The 15,794-nt window shown below is 68.6% G+C and carries 18 protein-coding genes; 9 read left to right on the top strand and 9 right to left on the bottom strand.

Features of this window, described 5'->3' with window-relative positions; translation table 11 throughout:
- The first annotated feature begins 12 nt into the window (after positions 1 to 12).
- Positions 13 to 930 (top strand): arginase, encoded by a 918-nt coding sequence (gene rocF / locus QWJ38_RS07355; RefSeq protein WP_290358407.1) that lies wholly within the window; start codon positions 13 to 15, stop codon positions 928 to 930.
- Between the two features lie 100 nt (positions 931 to 1,030).
- Here the strand turns inward: rocF and QWJ38_RS07350 are convergent, their stop codons facing one another.
- Entirely contained in the window at positions 1,031 to 1,675 is a 645-nt protein-coding gene (locus QWJ38_RS07350) for a TetR/AcrR family transcriptional regulator (RefSeq protein ID WP_290358406.1), read from the bottom strand.
- Between the two features lie 121 nt (positions 1,676 to 1,796).
- Here QWJ38_RS07350 and QWJ38_RS07345 point away from each other — a divergent pair, with 121 nt between their 5' ends.
- The 8 genes from QWJ38_RS07345 (at position 1,797) to QWJ38_RS07310 (ending at position 8,832) form a co-directional block, all read left to right on the top strand.
- On the top strand, positions 1,797 to 3,113 hold the full coding sequence (locus QWJ38_RS07345) for an NAD(P)/FAD-dependent oxidoreductase (protein ID WP_290358405.1): 1,317 nt from the start codon (positions 1,797 to 1,799) through the stop codon (positions 3,111 to 3,113).
- Positions 3,110 to 3,886 (top strand): DUF1365 domain-containing protein, encoded by a 777-nt coding sequence (locus tag QWJ38_RS07340; RefSeq protein ID WP_290358404.1) that lies wholly within the window; start codon positions 3,110 to 3,112, stop codon positions 3,884 to 3,886. The genes QWJ38_RS07345 and QWJ38_RS07340 overlap by 4 nt, the downstream gene beginning before the upstream one ends.
- Position 3,887: 1 nt before the next feature.
- The gene (locus QWJ38_RS07335; RefSeq protein WP_290358403.1) at positions 3,888 to 5,150 is read left to right on the top strand and encodes an SAM-dependent methyltransferase; all 1,263 of its coding nucleotides are present in this window, start codon (positions 3,888 to 3,890) and stop codon (positions 5,148 to 5,150) included.
- Between the two features lie 71 nt (positions 5,151 to 5,221).
- Positions 5,222 to 5,719, top strand: a complete 498-nt coding sequence (locus tag QWJ38_RS07330; protein ID WP_290358970.1) for a chalcone isomerase family protein — start codon at positions 5,222 to 5,224, stop codon at positions 5,717 to 5,719.
- 18 nt (positions 5,720 to 5,737) lie between these two features.
- Positions 5,738 to 7,027 (top strand): MFS transporter, encoded by a 1,290-nt coding sequence (locus tag QWJ38_RS07325; protein WP_290358402.1) that lies wholly within the window; start codon positions 5,738 to 5,740, stop codon positions 7,025 to 7,027.
- Positions 7,024 to 7,581, top strand: a complete 558-nt coding sequence (locus QWJ38_RS07320) for a DUF3833 domain-containing protein (RefSeq protein ID WP_290358401.1) — start codon at positions 7,024 to 7,026, stop codon at positions 7,579 to 7,581. Before QWJ38_RS07325 ends, QWJ38_RS07320 begins: the two co-directional genes overlap by 4 nt.
- A 4-nt stretch (positions 7,582 to 7,585) precedes the next feature.
- Positions 7,586 to 8,380, top strand: coding sequence for an SDR family NAD(P)-dependent oxidoreductase (locus QWJ38_RS07315; RefSeq protein ID WP_290358400.1), 795 nt, complete (start codon positions 7,586 to 7,588; stop codon positions 8,378 to 8,380).
- Positions 8,377 to 8,832 (top strand): nuclear transport factor 2 family protein, encoded by a 456-nt coding sequence (locus QWJ38_RS07310; RefSeq protein WP_341850484.1) that lies wholly within the window; start codon positions 8,377 to 8,379, stop codon positions 8,830 to 8,832. The genes QWJ38_RS07315 and QWJ38_RS07310 overlap by 4 nt, the downstream gene beginning before the upstream one ends.
- Positions 8,833 to 8,875: 43 nt before the next feature.
- Here the strand turns inward: QWJ38_RS07310 and QWJ38_RS07305 are convergent, their stop codons facing one another.
- From QWJ38_RS07305 to QWJ38_RS23985, 8 genes are all read right to left on the bottom strand, one after another.
- Positions 8,876 to 9,091: a hypothetical protein gene (locus QWJ38_RS07305; protein WP_290358399.1), complete on the bottom strand. Its 216-nt coding sequence runs from the start codon at positions 9,089 to 9,091 to the stop codon at positions 8,876 to 8,878.
- A 31-nt stretch (positions 9,092 to 9,122) separates the two neighbouring features.
- Complete coding sequence (locus tag QWJ38_RS07300) at positions 9,123 to 9,647, bottom strand: hypothetical protein (protein WP_290358398.1); 525 nt, start codon at positions 9,645 to 9,647, stop codon at positions 9,123 to 9,125.
- A 12-nt stretch (positions 9,648 to 9,659) separates the two neighbouring features.
- On the bottom strand, positions 9,660 to 10,814 hold the full coding sequence (locus tag QWJ38_RS07295; RefSeq protein WP_290358397.1) for a zinc-dependent alcohol dehydrogenase: 1,155 nt from the start codon (positions 10,812 to 10,814) through the stop codon (positions 9,660 to 9,662).
- Between the two features lie 223 nt (positions 10,815 to 11,037).
- The gene (locus tag QWJ38_RS07290; protein WP_290358396.1) at positions 11,038 to 11,334 is read right to left on the bottom strand and encodes a hypothetical protein; all 297 of its coding nucleotides are present in this window, start codon (positions 11,332 to 11,334) and stop codon (positions 11,038 to 11,040) included.
- Positions 11,327 to 12,067 carry a phosphoribosyl-dephospho-CoA transferase MdcG domain-containing protein gene (locus QWJ38_RS07285; RefSeq protein ID WP_290358968.1) on the bottom strand — a complete coding sequence of 247 codons (741 nt, stop codon included), beginning with the start codon at positions 12,065 to 12,067 and terminating at the stop codon, positions 11,327 to 11,329. The genes QWJ38_RS07290 and QWJ38_RS07285 overlap by 8 nt, the downstream gene beginning before the upstream one ends.
- An 82-nt stretch (positions 12,068 to 12,149) precedes the next feature.
- Entirely contained in the window at positions 12,150 to 12,404 is a 255-nt protein-coding gene (locus QWJ38_RS07280; protein WP_290358395.1) for a hypothetical protein, read from the bottom strand.
- Between the two features lie 146 nt (positions 12,405 to 12,550).
- Entirely contained in the window at positions 12,551 to 13,633 is a 1,083-nt protein-coding gene (locus tag QWJ38_RS07275) for a porin (protein WP_290358394.1), read from the bottom strand.
- Positions 13,634 to 13,668: 35 nt separating this feature from the next.
- Entirely contained in the window at positions 13,669 to 15,741 is a 2,073-nt protein-coding gene (locus QWJ38_RS23985; protein ID WP_341850483.1) for a 4-oxalomesaconate tautomerase, read from the bottom strand.
- Between the last annotated feature and the right edge of the window lie 53 nt (positions 15,742 to 15,794).

The raw sequence follows: 15,794 nt of genomic DNA, 5'->3' as shown, positions 1-15,794 counted from the left end.
TAGTCTGACTTCATGAATCGTTCCGTTTCCCTGATCGGCGCGCCGACCGACATCGGCGCCGGCGCGCGCGGGGCCAGCATGGGCCCGGAGGCGCTGCGCGTCGCCAATATCGGCCCGACCCTGCAAAGCCATGGCGTCGACGTTGTCGACCGCGGCAACCTTGCCGGCCCGGCCAATCCCTGGCTGCCGCCGCTAGAGGGCTACCGCCACCTGGACGAGGTCGTCGCCTGGAACCAGGTCGTGCACGAGGCCGTCTATGCCGAGCTGCAGGGTGGCCGCATGCCCATTCTGCTGGGCGGTGACCATTGCCTGGGCCTGGGCTCGATCTCGGCCGTCGCGCGCCACTGCCGCGAGGCCGGCAAGAAGCTGCGCGTGCTCTGGCTCGATGCCCATGCCGACTTCAACACCAGCGAGCTGACGCCTAGCGGCAATATCCACGGCATGCCGGTCGCCTGCCTGTGCGGCTTCGGCCCCAAGGAGTTGATCGAGATCGGCGGCAAGGTGCCGGCCATCAACCCCAAGTGGATACGCCAGATCGGCATCCGCAGCGTCGACCCCGGCGAGAAGCGCTTCGTGCACGAGCAGGAGCTCGAGGTCTTCGACATGCGCTATATCGACGAGATGGGCATGCGCCACACGATGGAGTTGGCGCTGGCCACGCTGGACGCGAACACGCATCTGCATGTCAGCTTCGACGTCGACTTCCTCGACCCGGCGATCGCGCCCGGTGTCGGCACGACCATCCCCGGCGGCCCGACCTACCGCGAGGCCCAGCTGTGCATGGAGATGATCGCCGACACCGGCCGCCTGGCCTCGCTGGACGTGATGGAACTGAACCCGGCGCTGGACGTGCGCAACCAGACGGCGCTGCTGGCGGTGGACCTGATCGAGTCTCTATTCGGCAAGAGCACCTTGATGAGCAGGCGGTGACCGGCTGACGGCATTGACGACTGTCGGCTACCCGGGCTTTATGTCTGCGACGTAACCTACGGCGACACAAAGAGGCGCCAAAGTCCACCTAACTGGAGAGTTAGGCGGTGGCCCGCTGCGCCAAGCCCTCGAAGGTTGTCGAAAGCACCCATTCCAGGATCTGCTCGTGCGAGTACTGCCCGGAGTCCTTGAGCAAGGCCACGACCGGGTCGCAGGCGCGTGCAAACAGCGTGTAGAGCACGAGCTCGGGCGGCAGCAGTGCATTCAACTGCCCGCCCGTCTGAGCCTCGGTGATCCAGATCCCCAACCGGTTGCTCAAGGCAAGCAGCCGGTCCATATAAGCCTCGTTCGACTGCAGGGACGCGCTCAGGCTGGAGTTGTGGGCCGGCAGGGAAGGCATCTCGCCTTCCAGCTGCGTGGCCATGGCCCAGCGGGTCACGGCCTTGAGCTGATCCAACGCCCGGACCGGGCGGCCCTCGGCGGCGTCGTTTTGCGCCGCTAGGCGCAGCTCGTCGACGAAGGCCAAGGCCCGGTCCAGCGCCCCCACCATGGCGGCACCGGCCAGCTCCTCCTTCGAAGAGAACAGCTTGTAGAGGCTGGCTTTCGCCAGGCCTGCCTCCGCCGCTACCTCGTCCACCGTCATCGCGTCGTAGCCCTTGCTGGCAAGCAGGCGATTGACGGCGCCGACGATGGCGTCCTGGCGCACGCGCTGCAGCTGGTCTTTGATCGAAGGACGGGCACCCATGAGCGGATTCTAGACCGTCCAGGCCGTTGCAAAAACCCAATAGTGCAATTTAGATACTCATGAGTTATCGTGTGAACTGTGCAGTTCATATTTTGCCCTGCTTAGTTCATATGAGGATGCCATGCGTCGTGTCGCCATCGTCGGGTCGGGAATCGCAGGTCTTGCCGCGGCGCATCGGCTGGCGAGCGCGGCCGATGGCCATCGGGTCACCCTGTTCGAAGCCGGCGATCATTTCGGCGGCCATGCGAACACGGTCGACCTGGAAGTCGACGGGGTCGTGCATGGCGTCGATACCGGCTTCCTGGTCTTCAACAAGCGCACCTATCCGCTGTTGATGCAGCTCTTCGCCGAGCTGGGCATCGCGCCGGCCGAGTCGGACATGTCCTTCTCGGTGCAGCTACCCGCTGCCGACGGCAGCCCCGGCCTGGAGTGGAGCGGCAGTTCGCTGCGCGGCGTGTTCGCCCAGCGCCGCAACCTGCTGCGGCCGCGCTTCTGGCACATGCTGTCGGAGATCCTGCGCTTCAATCGCCTGGCGACGGCGCTGGCGCAGGGCGATGTGGAGCTGATGGGCCAAGCCAGCATTGGCGACTTTCTCGACCAGCAAGGCTTCGAGGCCGGCTTCCGCGAGCATTACCTGCTGCCCATGATCGGCTGCATCTGGTCCTGTCCGACGGATCAGATGCTGCGGTTTCCGCTCAGCACCCTGGTCCGCTTCTGCCACAACCACGGCCTGATCCAGGTCACGGACCGGCCGCAGTGGTACACGGTGCGCGGCGGTTCGCGCGAGTACGTGCGCCGCATGGTGGCGCGCATCGGCGATGCCCGGCTGCGCAGCCCGGTGCTGGGCCTGCAGCGCAGCGGGCAGCAGATCCGTCTGCGAACGGCGCAGGGCACAGAAACCTTCGAGGCCGTCGTGCTGGCCTGCCACAGCGACCAGGCGCTGCGCCTGCTCGGCGAGGGCGCAAGCGCCGAGGAGCGCGCCGTGCTGGGCGCGATCCGCTACCAGCCCAACACGGCGGTCCTCCATGGCGACGTCGCCGTGCTGCCGCGGCGTCGCGCGGCCTGGGCCTCCTGGAACTACGAACGGGCGAGCCAGACAAACGCGGAACAGGCCCAGGTCTGCCTCCACTACCTGATCAACCGGCTGCAGCCACTGCCCTGGCAGCAGCCGGTCATCGTGTCGCTGAATCCGGCCCGGCCTATTGCCGAGCATCTGGTCCACCGCCGCATCGACTACAGCCATCCGGTGTTCGACCTGGCCGCCTTGCAGGCCCAGCGCCGGCTCGGCGAGCTGCAGGGGCGGCAAGGGACCTGGTTCTGCGGCGCCTGGTGCGGCTACGGCTTTCACGAGGACGGCCTGCGCGCCGGCCTGCAGGCGGCCGAGGGCGTGCTGCAGGCGCTGGGCAGCCAGCCCGAGCAGGAGCGAAGCGCCGCATGAACACGCCGGCCGCCCCCTGCATCGGTTTCGGCAGCGTCTGGCATCGCCGCCTGCGGCCCATCGAGCACCAGTTCCGCTACCGCTGCTATTTCCTGCTGCTGCCGATGCGCAGCCTGCGCGAGCGCGCCAGCCCGGCCTTGAAGCGCAACCGCCGCGGCTGGCTCAGCTTCCACGATGCCGACCACGGCGCCGGCGGTGACGACGCCCTCGCCTGGTTCGAGCAGCTGCTCGCGCGCGAGGGCGTCCGTGACGCCGATGGCGAGGTCTGGCTGCAGACCTTTCCGCGCGTGCTGGGCTATGTCTTCAAGCCGGTGAGCTTCTGGTATGCGCAGCGCGCCGACGGATCGCTGGCCGCCGTGCTGGCCGAGGTCAACAACACCTTTGGCGAACGCCATGGCTATCTGCTCGCCGGCCCCGGGTTGAACTGGGGTGCCGAGCGGGCCGCGCGCAAGGTGTTCCATGTCTCGCCCTTCTGCGGCAGCGGCGGCGACTACGGCTTCCGCTTCGAGCGGCTGGCGGCCGCGGATGGCCAGCCGACACAGCTGCTGGCGCGGGTCGATCTGCACGATGACCAGGGGGCGCTGCTGCAGACCTCGGTCGGCGGCGCCATCGCCGAGCTGAGCCCCGCCACGGTGCGCCGCGCCGTCCTCGGCATGCCCTTGATGACGCTCGGCGTGGTCCTGCGCATCCACTGGCAGGCGCTGCGCCTGTGGCTCAAGCGCGTGCCCTTCTTCGCCAAGCCCGATGCGCCCTCGCAGTTCGTGAGCCGATGATATGAACCCACCCACCGCTCTCTCATCCACCGCTTCTTCTTCTTCTGCCCGGCCGCCGAGGGCGGCGCGCCGCCTGCTGCGCCTGCTCGAAGCCTTGCCGATCGGCGAGCTGAGCCTGCAGCTGCCGGACGGCACCCGCATCGGCCTGCCGAGTCGATCGACGCCATCCCCAGGTCCCCGCGCCATGCTGTCGCTCAATAGCTGGGCGGTGTTCGAGCGCACGCTCCGCTCGGGCGACATCGGCTTCGCCGAGAGCTATATCGCCGGCGAATGGGACAGCCCCGATCTGACGCAGCTGCTGCGCCTGTGCATCGCCAACCGCGAGCACATCGAAGACCTGATCTACGGCAGCTGGTGGGGGCGGCTGGCTTACCGGCTGCGCCACCTGCTGCGGCGCAATTCGAGGGCCGGCAGCGCGCGGAACATCCATGCGCATTACGACCTGGGCAACGATTTCTACCGGCTCTGGCTGGACCCCGGCATGAGCTACAGCGCCGCCTGGTTCGAGGGCCGGGACCCGCAGGGCACCGACCTCGTGCAGGCCCAGGACGCCAAGTACCGGCGCGCGCTGCGCGAGGCGCGGGTCGAGCCGGGCCGGCGTGTGCTGGAGATCGGCTGCGGCTGGGGCGGTCTCGCCGAGATCGCGGCGCGCGAATTCGGCGCGGAGGTGACCGGCGTCACGCTGTCCGTCGAGCAGCTGCGCTGGGCGCAGCAGCGCATGGCGCGCGCCAGCCTCGACGGGCAGGCGCGGATGCTGCACCTGGACTACCGCGACCTCGCATCCAAATACGCCGGCCAGCCCTTCGACGCGGTGGTCTCCATCGAGATGTTCGAGGCGGTGGGCCATGAGTACTGGTCGAGCTATTTCCGCACGCTGAACGCCTGCCTGAAGCCCGGCGGCCGCGCCTGCATCCAGACCATCACCATCCGCGACGATCTGTTCGCGCGCTACCTGCGCTCGACCGACTTCATCCAGCAGTACATCTTCCCGGGCGGTCTGCTGCCCAGCCCCTCGGCCTTCGAGGCCGAGGCGCGCCGCGCCGGCTTCGTCGTCGAGAACCGCCTGGCCTTCGGGCGCGACTACGCCGAGACCTTGCGCCGCTGGCGCGATGCCTTCGTGGCCCAGCTCGACGCGGTGCAGCGCCAGGGCTTCGATCGGCGCTTCCAGCGCATCTGGACCTTTTATCTGGCCTACTGCGAGGCCGCCTTCGACATGGGCAACACCGACGTTATGCAGTTCACGCTGCGAAAGCCGGGCCCGTGAAGATCGCCGCTTCGATCCCGCGCCGCGGCCTGTTCCGCATCGCGGCCGCCATCGCTCTCAACTGCTTCATCATGCCGAATGCCACTGCCGACACCCCGCTCCCCACCGAGCTTCGCGAAACGCTGCCCGAGGCAAGGCTGAAGGGCACGGGCGTGCTGCGCTTCTTCGGGCTGCGCGTCTACGAGGCCCGGCTGTGGGCGCCCCCCGGCTTCGACGGCGAGGACTACGCGCGCCATCCGTTCGCGCTCGAACTGATCTACGACCGGCGCCTGGACGGCCAGGCGATCGCCGAGCGCTCGGTGGCCGAGATGCGCCGCATCGGCAGCTTCGACGAGGCCCAGGGCAAGCGCTGGCTGGCCCTGATGACGCGCGCCTTCCCCGATGTCGCCGCCACCGACCGCCTGCTGGGCCTGCACGACGGCCGGGGCGAGGTGCGCTTCTTCCACAACGGGCGCCTGACCGCGCAAACGGCGGACCCCGAATACGCACGGCTTTTCTTCGGCATCTGGCTGGCCCGCCAGACCTCGGCCACGGCGCTGCGCGAGGCCCTGCTGGGCCAGCAGCGCTGAACGGCCGCCTTCTTCCTCATGTCTGCGGCCGCCCTCCCCGCGCAGCAACCCAGCCTCGGCTGGCGCCGCGGCCTGGCCTATGGCGCGCTGGGCCTGCCCCTGGCCTTCGTGTCGCTGCCGCTCTATGTGAACCTGCCCTACCACTACGCCAGCCAGCTGGGCCTGCCCTTGTCCGTCCTCGGGGCGCTGATGCTGGCCGTGCGTGCCTTCGACGCCTTGGTCGATCCCGCCCTCGGCCGCCTCGCCGACGCGCTGTTCCGGCGCGGCACGCGCGTCGCCTGGACCGCCGCGGCACTGGGCTGCGCCGTGCTGGCCCTGGCCTTTGCCGCCCTGTGGCTGCCGCCATCGAAGGAGGCGTCCGTTCTGGTTCCCTGGCTGGCGGCCGCGCTGCTGCTGTGCACGCTGGCCTATAGCGGCGTCAGCATCGTCTACCAGAGCTGGGGCGCCCGCTGGGGCGGCGGGCCGGAACTGCGGGCCCGGGTCACTGGCTGGCGCGAGGCCGGCAGCCTGGCCGGCGTGCTGCTCGCCAGCGTGCTGCCGGTCCTGCTCGGCTGGCCTGCCACCAGCCTGGCGCTCGCCGCTTTGCTGGCGCTGGGGCTGCTCGGGCTGGCCGGCCTGCGACAGGCGCCCTGGCCGACCACCCGCGAGCCGGCTGCCGTCCAGGGCCCTTCACCGTGGCGGCAGGCCGCGTTTCGGCAGCTGCTGGCCGTCTTCATCCTGAACGGCATCGCCAGCGCGATCCCCGCCACGCTGTTCCCCTTCTTCGTCGCCGACCGGCTGCAGCTGGCCCACTGGCAGGCGCCGCTGCTGCTGGCCTATTTCGGCGCGGCGGTGCTGGGCCTGCCCCTGTGGGTGCGCGCGGCCGGACGCTGGGGGCTGGCGCCGGTCTGGCGGGCCGGCATGGTGGCCGGTGTGCTGGCCTTCGCGATCACGCCGGGGCTGGATGCCGGCGAGGGCACGGCTTTTGCGGCGGTCTGCATCGTCAGCGGCCTCGCGCTGGGCGCCGATCTGGCCCTGCCCGGCGCACTGCTGACCGGCGTGATCCACCGCGGCGGTGCCGGCAGCCGGGGCGAAGGCCTCTATTTGGGCTGGTGGACCTGCGCCACCAAGCTGAACCTCGCCCTGGCCGCCGGGCTGGCGCTGCCGCTGCTCGCCGCAGCCGGCTATCGCAGCGGCACGACGGACCCTGCGGCGCTGCAAGCGCTGGCCTGGGCCTATGCCGGCCTGCCCTGCCTGCTGAAGCTGGCCGCTGCCGCGCTGCTGTGGCGAACCGAAGGCCTGAACCCTCACTGGAAGGAGCGCGGATGAACCCCCTCGCACGAACTTCGATGCCGCTGCGCCGCAGGCTGGTGCTGGCCATGGCGGCGCTTGCGCTCGCCGGCTGTGCCGGCCCCCAGGTCCAGGACTATGCCAACGAGACGCCGCGCTTCGATATGCGCGCCTTCCTGAGCGGCGACCTGACGGCCAAGGGCGTCTTCACCGACCGCAGCGGCCGCGTCGTGAAGCGCTTCAGCGTGACGATGAACGGCCGCTGGGACGGCGACGAGGGCGTGCTCGACGAACGCTTCCAGTACAGCGACGGCAGCACGCAGCGGCGCGTGTGGAAGCTCAGGCAGCTGGCGCCGGGTCGCTACACCGGCACGGCGGACGACGTGGTCGGCGAGGCCCTGGGCGAAAGCGCCGGCAATGCGCTGCGCTGGACCTACACGCTGGCGCTGCCGGTGGACGGGCGCATCTGGCATGTCAGCCTCGACGACTGGATGTTCCTGATGGACGAGCGCACGGTGCTCAACCGCTCGGCCATGAGCAAGCTGGGCGTCCATCTGGGCGACGTCACGCTGGTCATCAGCAAGGACCGCTGAGGACATGGCCCTGTTCTCGACCGGCCTCAATCCAGCGCTGCGGGACTGGCGCGGCCGCTGGGTGTGGGTGATCGGCGCCTCGACCGGCATCGGCCGCGCGACCGCGGCCGCCTTGCACGCGCGTGGCGCACGGCTGATCGTCTCGGCGCGCCAGGCCGAGGCGCTGGACGCCTTCGTCGACGAACACCCGGGCAGCCTGGCCTTGCCGCTGGACGTCACCGAGCACGAGCAGATGCGCCAGGCCGCGCAGGCCGCCCATCGCTGCGCCGGGGGCGCACCGGCGCTGGTGCTGTACTGCGCCGGCCATTACCGTGCCCAGCAGGCCGGCAGGTTCGACCGGGCGGAGATGGAGAAGCACCTGGCGGTCAACTACCGCGGGGCCCTCAGCATGCTCGACGCCGTGCTCCCGATGTTCACCACCGCCCGGTCCGGCCACATCAGCCTGGTCGGCAGCGTGGCCGCCTACCGGGGCCTGCCGAAGTCGCTCGCCTACGGCCCCACCAAGGCGGCGCTCAACAGCCTGGCCGAGAGCCTGTACCTCGATCTGCATCCCATAGGCATCGGCGTGTCCATCGTCAACCCGGGCTTCGTCGAGACGCCGCTGACCGCGCAGAACGGCTTCAGGATGCCGGCGCTGATTTCGCCGGAGGAAGCGGCGCAGCACATCCTCGGCGGCTGGGCGCGCGGCCGCTTCGAGATGAACTTTCCACGCCGCTTCACCGCCTGGGTGCGCCTGCTGCGCTGCCTGCCCGATGCCTGGTACTTCGCGGCCGTGCGCCGCGCCACGGGAGCCCGATGAACATGCCGACGCTGTCCGCAGACCTCCGAACTACCCGGCTGATCGAAGCCTATGTCGGCCTGAGGCCCGAGGGCCTCCCCGCGCTGCTGGAGCTCTACGACCCGGCCGCCAGCTTCAAGGATCCCTTCAACGAGGTGCGCGGCCGGGCCGCCATCGAGCGCATCTTCCGCCAGATGTTCGAGGACTTGCGCGAGCCGCGGTTCATCGTCCTGACGGCCGCCTCCGAGGGCGACGACGCCTTCCTCACCTGGGAGCTTCACTTCCGCCGGCAAGGCCGGGGCGAGCCGATGACGATCCGGGGCGCAAGCCACTTGCGCTATGCAGCCACCGGTCTGCTTGCCCTGCACCGCGACTATTGGGACGCGGCCGAGGAACTGTATGCAAAGCTTCCGCTGCTGGGCGCCTTGATGCGGGCCTTGAGGCGAAGGCTGAGCACGCCTCAACAGCAATAGCAGGAGCCGCCGACCGGGGCGGCATGCAGCCCGCCTCCTGCGCTCAGCCGCCGCCGACGCCGGCAACCACCGTCCCGCTGCCGCCGCAGGAAGGGCAGTCGCCGCCGTCCTCCGCCCGCCCGCTGCCGCCGCACTCGGGACAGGGCTTCTCGCCGGTGCCCGGCGTGCCGGGCGGCGCTTCGTCTCCGGGCGTCGTCTCGGCGGCGCTCGCACCGTCCGGATCTGCCGCTATGGGCGCTTGGGGATTCTGGTCTTGCATGGCAGGCTCCATCGACCTTGACTTCGGACCTTCAGCGCCGTTCGCGGCGGCGCCGCCACAGCCACCAGGCGACGCCGCCCACGGCCAGCAAGGCGGCCGCCTTGCGCGCCGCGCCGGCCGGGTTGTGGCGCAGTTCGGCGCGGCCGCCCGTCTCCGCGTAAAGCCTCGGCAGCTCGCCTCGGCGCAAGTCGCCGAGCAGCCCCTCGACCATGTCGACCCGATCCGCCGCCAGCAGCATCAGCCAGTGGCGCAGATCGTTCTCGCTGTACCTGAAGGCGCGTCGCCGGATGACGCCGCTGAGGCCTTTGGGCGGCAGCGGCGAACCGAACAGCGGCGTGATGCCGGGCCGCTCGTTCGAATGCAGGATCTCCACTTCCACCGGCTGCTGGGCCGGCGGTGCGGGCTGGATCTCCAGCCGCGGCGGCGTGCGTTCCATCGGCACGGCCGGTCGGCGCGAGCGTGGCAGGTCGCTGCCCCAGCCCTTGATATGGGCATGGGCGCCGGCGGTTCGACCGCCGCTTGTCGGGGCCTCGTGGTCCTTGATTGCTTCTTCCATGCTGGGTGCTCCTCAGACCGAAACGCCGGGCGGGATCAGCACCGTCTTGATGCAGCCGTCCAGCTTGTTGGAGAACAGGTGATAGGCATCGGCCACTTCCTCGAGCGGTATGCGGTGCGTAATGATGCGGCGCGGCTCGATATGGCCGGCCTCGATATGCTCGATCAGCCGCGGCAGGTGGCGCTTGACGCTGGCCTGGTTCATCCGCAGCGTCAGTCCCTTGTTGACCGCATTGCCGATCGGCACCGCATTGAAGGTCGGGCCGTAGACGCCGACGATCGAGATATTGCCGCCCTTGCGCACCGAGTTGATCGCCCAGTGCAGCGCCGTCGCCGCGCCGGCCTGCAGCTTCATCTTGACCCCGGTCAGACGCTGAAGGAAGCTGCCCGAAGCCTCGCAGCCGACCGCATCGATGCAGACATCGGCGCCGAGGCCGTCGGTCATGCGCTTGATGGTGATCGCCATGTCGTGAACGCCGCGGAAGTTGAGCACCTCGCATTGCGCATAGCGGTGCACGAACTCGAGCCGCTCCTCGATATGGTCGACCACGATCACGCGGCCCGCGCCGAACAGCCAGGCGCATTTGGCGGCGAAGATGCCGATCGGCCCGGCACCGAAGACGACCACCGTGTCGCCTTCGGAGATATCGCCCATCTCGGCGGCCTGGTAGCCGGTCGGCAGCGCATCCGTCAGCAGCACCGCGTCGTCCAGATCCATCTGCGGCGGAATCAGCGTCGGCCCGACGTCGGCGCGCGGCACGCGCACCAACTGGGCCTGCCCGCCGTCATAGCCGCCGGCCGTGTGCGAATAGCCGTAGATGCCGCCGACGGCGGTGGCTTCCGGATTGGTGTCGTGGCAGTTGCCGAACAGCTCGCGCCGGCAGAAGAAGCAGCTGCCGCAGAAGATATTGAACGGCACCAGCACGCGGTCACCCTTCTTCAGCCGCCGGACGCCGGGGCCGATGTCGACGACCTCGCCGACGAACTCGTGGCCGAAGGTCGTGCCGATGCGGGTGTCGGGCACCAGGCCATGGTAGAGATGCAGGTCCGAGCCGCAGATGCAGGAGCGCAGCACACGCACGACCGCGTCGTCGGGGTGCTCGATGCACGGGTCCGGTTTGTGGGCCGCACGCACGCGGTACGGGCCCCTGAAGTTCATTGCAAGCATGGCTGCTCTCCTAATCCGTTTGAGCGCAGCCAAGCAAGTGAGGGACCCGCCATGCGCGTGCCCCTTGCCAAGGTTGGTAGCTCTTCGCGAAATTTGAAGCAGCAAGGAATGCGCGGATCGTGGCAGCTCTTGCAGTAAATGCACGAGCTCTTCGTCTGCAATCGCGCATGCGTCAGGAACGCCAAGCCCGGGCCTCCAACTTGAGGTAATCGCGGCGCTCAGCCTAGGGCCTGCCTGAGCGCTTGGTCGGCTCGGCAGCGCATGCTGGCGAAGCAGCCAGTGCGGCCAGCTTGGCCCAGAGCGGCGCCACCGACCTGTCCACGACCGAGTCACCAAGCGGTCCGCGCTGGACCTCCAGTGCCTGGATTCCGGATTGAAGCTGCAATTGCCCGGACGACAGGGCAGCGGAGCAAATCAACGCTGCCCCGCGCGAGAACTCTCGTTGGTTCGGGGCGAGGCCCATCGAGATTTCCATCGCGAATCCGGTGACTCCGGCGAGATGGCATTCGAGATCATGCAAGCGCCTCAGCCGGTTCGCGCTCGGGCAATTCCCTCTGCAAAGGCGGCAGCTTGGCGGCTGGCATTGCCCTGAACGGCATCGCTTCCCATCGGCGCGCCCGCCACTCTCGCCAGTCGACCGCGGCTACCGCCGCACCGCCGCGGATGAGAAGAAGCTCCGCCTCGAGCCGCATCTTGGGCGCCTGGAAGCGGCTCAGAATCGCGACGATTTCGTCGCCCTCATCGGGCTCGGTGACCTGCAGCCAGAGGTTCAGCTCGGCCCGTCGATGCACATAGCCGCCGCCGGCAATCCCTTGCCAGCCGTAGGAACCGTAGACACGCGGGGTCGCCCCGAGGCGGTGAAACGACGAACACAGCCGAGCCCAGGACGCTCGCGCGTTCGCCGGAAGCAGGCCCGCGATGCGCGCTGCGACAGGAAACTCATCGAAGAACAGGACGTCGCGCTTGGCGACCCGCAAGCGCATCTTGCGCCGGCCCCATCGGATGGGCGCCTCGATGCACATCGCGATATGCGAGGACCGCTCGTTGAAGTCCGGCGGCTGCCCTGTCACGAGCAGCGGCAGCCGGGCCGCTTTCCAATAGGCCAGACACTCGCGCTCGGAGGCGTCCCAGTGCAGCTGTTCCAGCCCTTTCCAGGCGACGGGATTCAGATGGGCCAGCAGATGCGGGTGAAGCGGCACCATCATCGGCCCCTGGTCAGACCGCTTCGGCAACGCGCTGTCCGGCGTGGCCACGCCGAGCAAGCAGCGCTGCATGGCGCGAGCTCGCACGCCAGCAGATTCTCGACGCGCAGCTCATCGAGCGACCGAGGCTTGTTCACGATGCAAGCTCCAGGCTGATGGCCCGGTCTCCGCGGCCTGCCGTCTCGCAAAGGTGCAGCCCCCCGGAGGACCGGTGATCACCTGGTTCAGCGCTACGCAACCAGCCCTTGCGGCCGGCAAGATTCGCTATCGTCGAATGGGAGCAGCGGTGCTTCGCGCCCAGCTCGCGCAGGGACAGGATGCCCGCGCGATAGTCCAGTTCGATTGCGGACCAGTCGAGATCCCGCCGGCCCTTGTCGATGTTCGCCACGACTGCTCCTTTGTCGCGATGCCGTCCCGCGCGGGAATGCTCGGCGGCTCATCGACCGCCGAGTCTGGAATCCCCCTGGCTCCGAGATTGCTGTGCGGTCCTGCGCTGGGGCACCGGACCTCCATGCGTCCGGCGCCTTGGCTTGCTCAGAAGATGTGGCGAACGCCGGATTCGACGCCCCAGGAGTTGCCGCCTGCGGTCAGACCGCTGGCCCCGCCGGGCACGACAAAGGTCGCGACGCCGTCGTTGTTGATGCGCGAGTAGCTCGCGTAGAGGGCCGTGCGCTTGGACAGGTTGTGCACATAGCCCAGACCCAGCTGCGCGCCGTCGTTGTCCGCCACATTGGTGGTGCGGACCCTGCCGCTGAGGTCGGCCTTCTGATAGGAGACCTTGAGCTGGCCGGCGGCACCGACCGGCAGGATCGCGGCCAGCAGGATGTTGGTCTGCTTCGAATCCAGAAAGTCGAAGCGCCGCCATGCGGCGTTCAGCTTGACCACGCCGAAGTCATAGGAGCCGGCGATGATGCCGTCCTTGAAACTCTCGTTGCCGGTGAGCTCGTTCTTGGTCTCGTCATAGGCCCCGCTCACCACCCAGGCCCCGGTCGCATAGCCCAGGCGAAGGCCCAGCAGCTTGTGCTGTCCGTTGGCGGCCGTACCGCCCTCGCCCGCCGCGACCATCAGCCCGCCCTCGATGCCACCCAGGTTGGCGGGCAGCAGGTACTGAACGGCGTTGTTGGACCGGACCAGGGTGTTCGGGTTGCTGGCGAAGGCGCTGCGGATCGGGCCGACCTGGCTGGCCGGCAGCATATTGCCGACGCCCGCCACGCCCACATTGCTGAACGGGTCGAAGCGGACCCAGTTCGTGTAGGTCGGCACATAGTCGCGGCCGAGGCGGAGCTCGCCGAGGCTGTTGCTCGCGAGCGAGACCCAGGCCAAGCGGTCCCAGAAGGTGTTGCCACCGGCAGGGGTGCCGGTGTCGGCGGAAATCCCGTGTTCGAGCTGGAAACGAGCGCTCAGGCCGCCGCCCAGGTCCTCGCTGCCTCGCAGGCCCAGACGGCTGGTGGCGTTGCCGCCGCTGATCAAGGACGTGACCGAGCCGACCCCGTCGTTGGCGACGTAGCGCGCGGCCAGGTCCATGATGCCGTACACCGTCACGGACGATTGGGCCCAGGCCGCCATCGGGGTGGCGATGGTGCCGGCGAGGCTCAGCATGCAAGCGATCTTCTTCATGAATATTGTCTCCTGTTGGATGGCGGTGTTGGATCTCAGTCGGCGGTCAGCTTGGCCTGCTGGACCACGCCCTTCCACTTGGCGAGTTCGTTCTTGACGAGCAGACCGAACTCTTCCGGCGTGCTGGTCTCGACGTCGGCGCCGTGATCTTCGATGCGCTTGCTGATCTCCTTGTCGGCCAGCACCTCGTTGAGCGCCTTGTTCAGCTTGTCGATGATGGGCTTGGGCGTCTTGGCCGGCGCGAAGATGCCGTACCACTGCGTCACGTCCACGCCGTCCACGCCCGCCTCCTTCAGGGTCGGCACATTGGGCATGCTGGCGACGCGCTTGGGACCGGCGATGGCCATGGCCTTCAGCTTGCCGGACTTGATGAAGGGATAGGCGGTGAACAGGCTGGGGAACATGAACTGGGTCTGTCCGCCTATCGTGTCGGATACGGCCGGGGCGGCGCCCTTGTACGGAACGCCCAGCATGACGACGCCGGCATTGAGCTTGAACAGTTCCGCCGCGAAATGCGGCGCCGTGCCATTGCCCGCCGACGCGTAGGTGTAGCGATCGGGCTTGGCCTTCAGCTGGGCGACCAGATCCTTGACGTCCTTGACCGGGACGCTCGGGTTGGCCACCATCAGGGTCGGCGAATAGCCGACCAGGCCCACCGGCTCGAAGTCCTTGACCGGGTCGTAGCGCAGCTTCTGCAGCGCCGGGTTCATGCTGTGGGTGGCGATATAGCCCAGCATCAAGGTGTGGCCATCCGGCGCGGCGCGGGCGACGAACTCGCTGGCGATCGAGCCGTTGGCGCCTGCGCGGTTGTCGATGATGATGGTCTGACCCAGCATGGGCCCGAGCTTTTGCGCGATCGTGCGCGCCATTGCGTCGTTGCCGCCACCGGCCGCGGTGGGAACGACGATGGTGATCGTCTTGGTCGGATAAGTGGTTTGGGCCTGCGCCAGGGCCGGCGCGCTGGCGGCCACGGCCGCCGCAACCATCGGGGCGATGAGTTTCTTCACTTCCTTGTCTCCTTGCTGACGTTTTGAAAATACGTACTCGGGCAGGTGCAGGTCGCCCTGCAGGATCTTGCGGGCGGTGCGCACGAGGGCAGCCCGCTGGATGCGCGCCTCGCCATCGCGGCCTTCCACGCTGATGGCGACATCGATGCGCCCCTGCGGGTGCAACACGCTGATGTTTTGTTCGCCTTCAAAGGCCGGCCGCCCGCTGCTGGCGACGGTGCCGGGCAGCACAAAGGCGCTGGCCACTCCGATGGCGCCGGTGACGGCGTGGGAGGCATGGCAGCGCCTGGGCGTGAAGTAGCGCGAGCTGACGCTCATCGCGTCGTCGCCTTCGCTGACCAGCACCGGCTTCGGAATGACGCTGTTGGACACGTCGCCCAGGCCCATCAGCTCGCCGGCGGCGCGGCGCAGCTGCTCGAGGCGATCGAGCAGGGGCTTGTTCGCATCGAGCTCGGCCGGCGTTTCATTGCCGCGCACGCCGAGGTCGGCCGCGCGCACAATCATCAGCGGCATGGCGGCGTCGATGCAGCTGACTTCCGTGCCGTCGATCAGGTCCACGCGCCGGCCGGTCGGGAAGACGGAGCCCGTCACCGATCCCCAGGCATCGAGGAACTCCAGCTGGATGGCGGCCGCGGTACCGGCCACGCCGTCGATGCGGGTGTCGCCGTCATAGCGGACGCATCGTCCGGGCGTCTGCACCTTGACGTGGATGCGGGAGCGCGTGTTGACGTTGAAGACGCGCACCGTGGTCTGGCCGTCGGCAGCCTCCACCAGGCCCTGTTCGATCGCGAAGGGCCCCACGCCGCTGAGCATGTTCCCGCAGTTGGGACGGGTGTCGACCGATTGCTGGCCGACGCCGACCTGGGCGAACAGATAGTCCACATCGCAGCCCGGCTCCTGCGAGCGGGACACGATGGCGACCTTGCTGTTCAGGCTGCTGCCACCGCCCAGGCCGTCGAGCTGCAACAGATCGGAGGCGCCGATGGCGCCGATCAGCGCCTCGTCGCGAGCGACCTCGTCTTCGGGCAGCCATTCGCGCAGGAAGAACGGGCCGCGCGAGGTGCCGGCGCGCATCAGGACACAGGGGACGATTCGGTTCATGGCTTCATGATGGGCGCTGGAACCATTGCTGTGAATTGCATGTTTCAGAACGA

Origin of the sequence: Roseateles violae (assembly GCF_030410485.1) — a bacterium.
Classification (GTDB): domain Bacteria; phylum Pseudomonadota; class Gammaproteobacteria; order Burkholderiales; family Burkholderiaceae_C; genus Roseateles_D; species Roseateles_D violae.
This window is presented reverse-complemented; position numbering and strand designations above follow the sequence as displayed.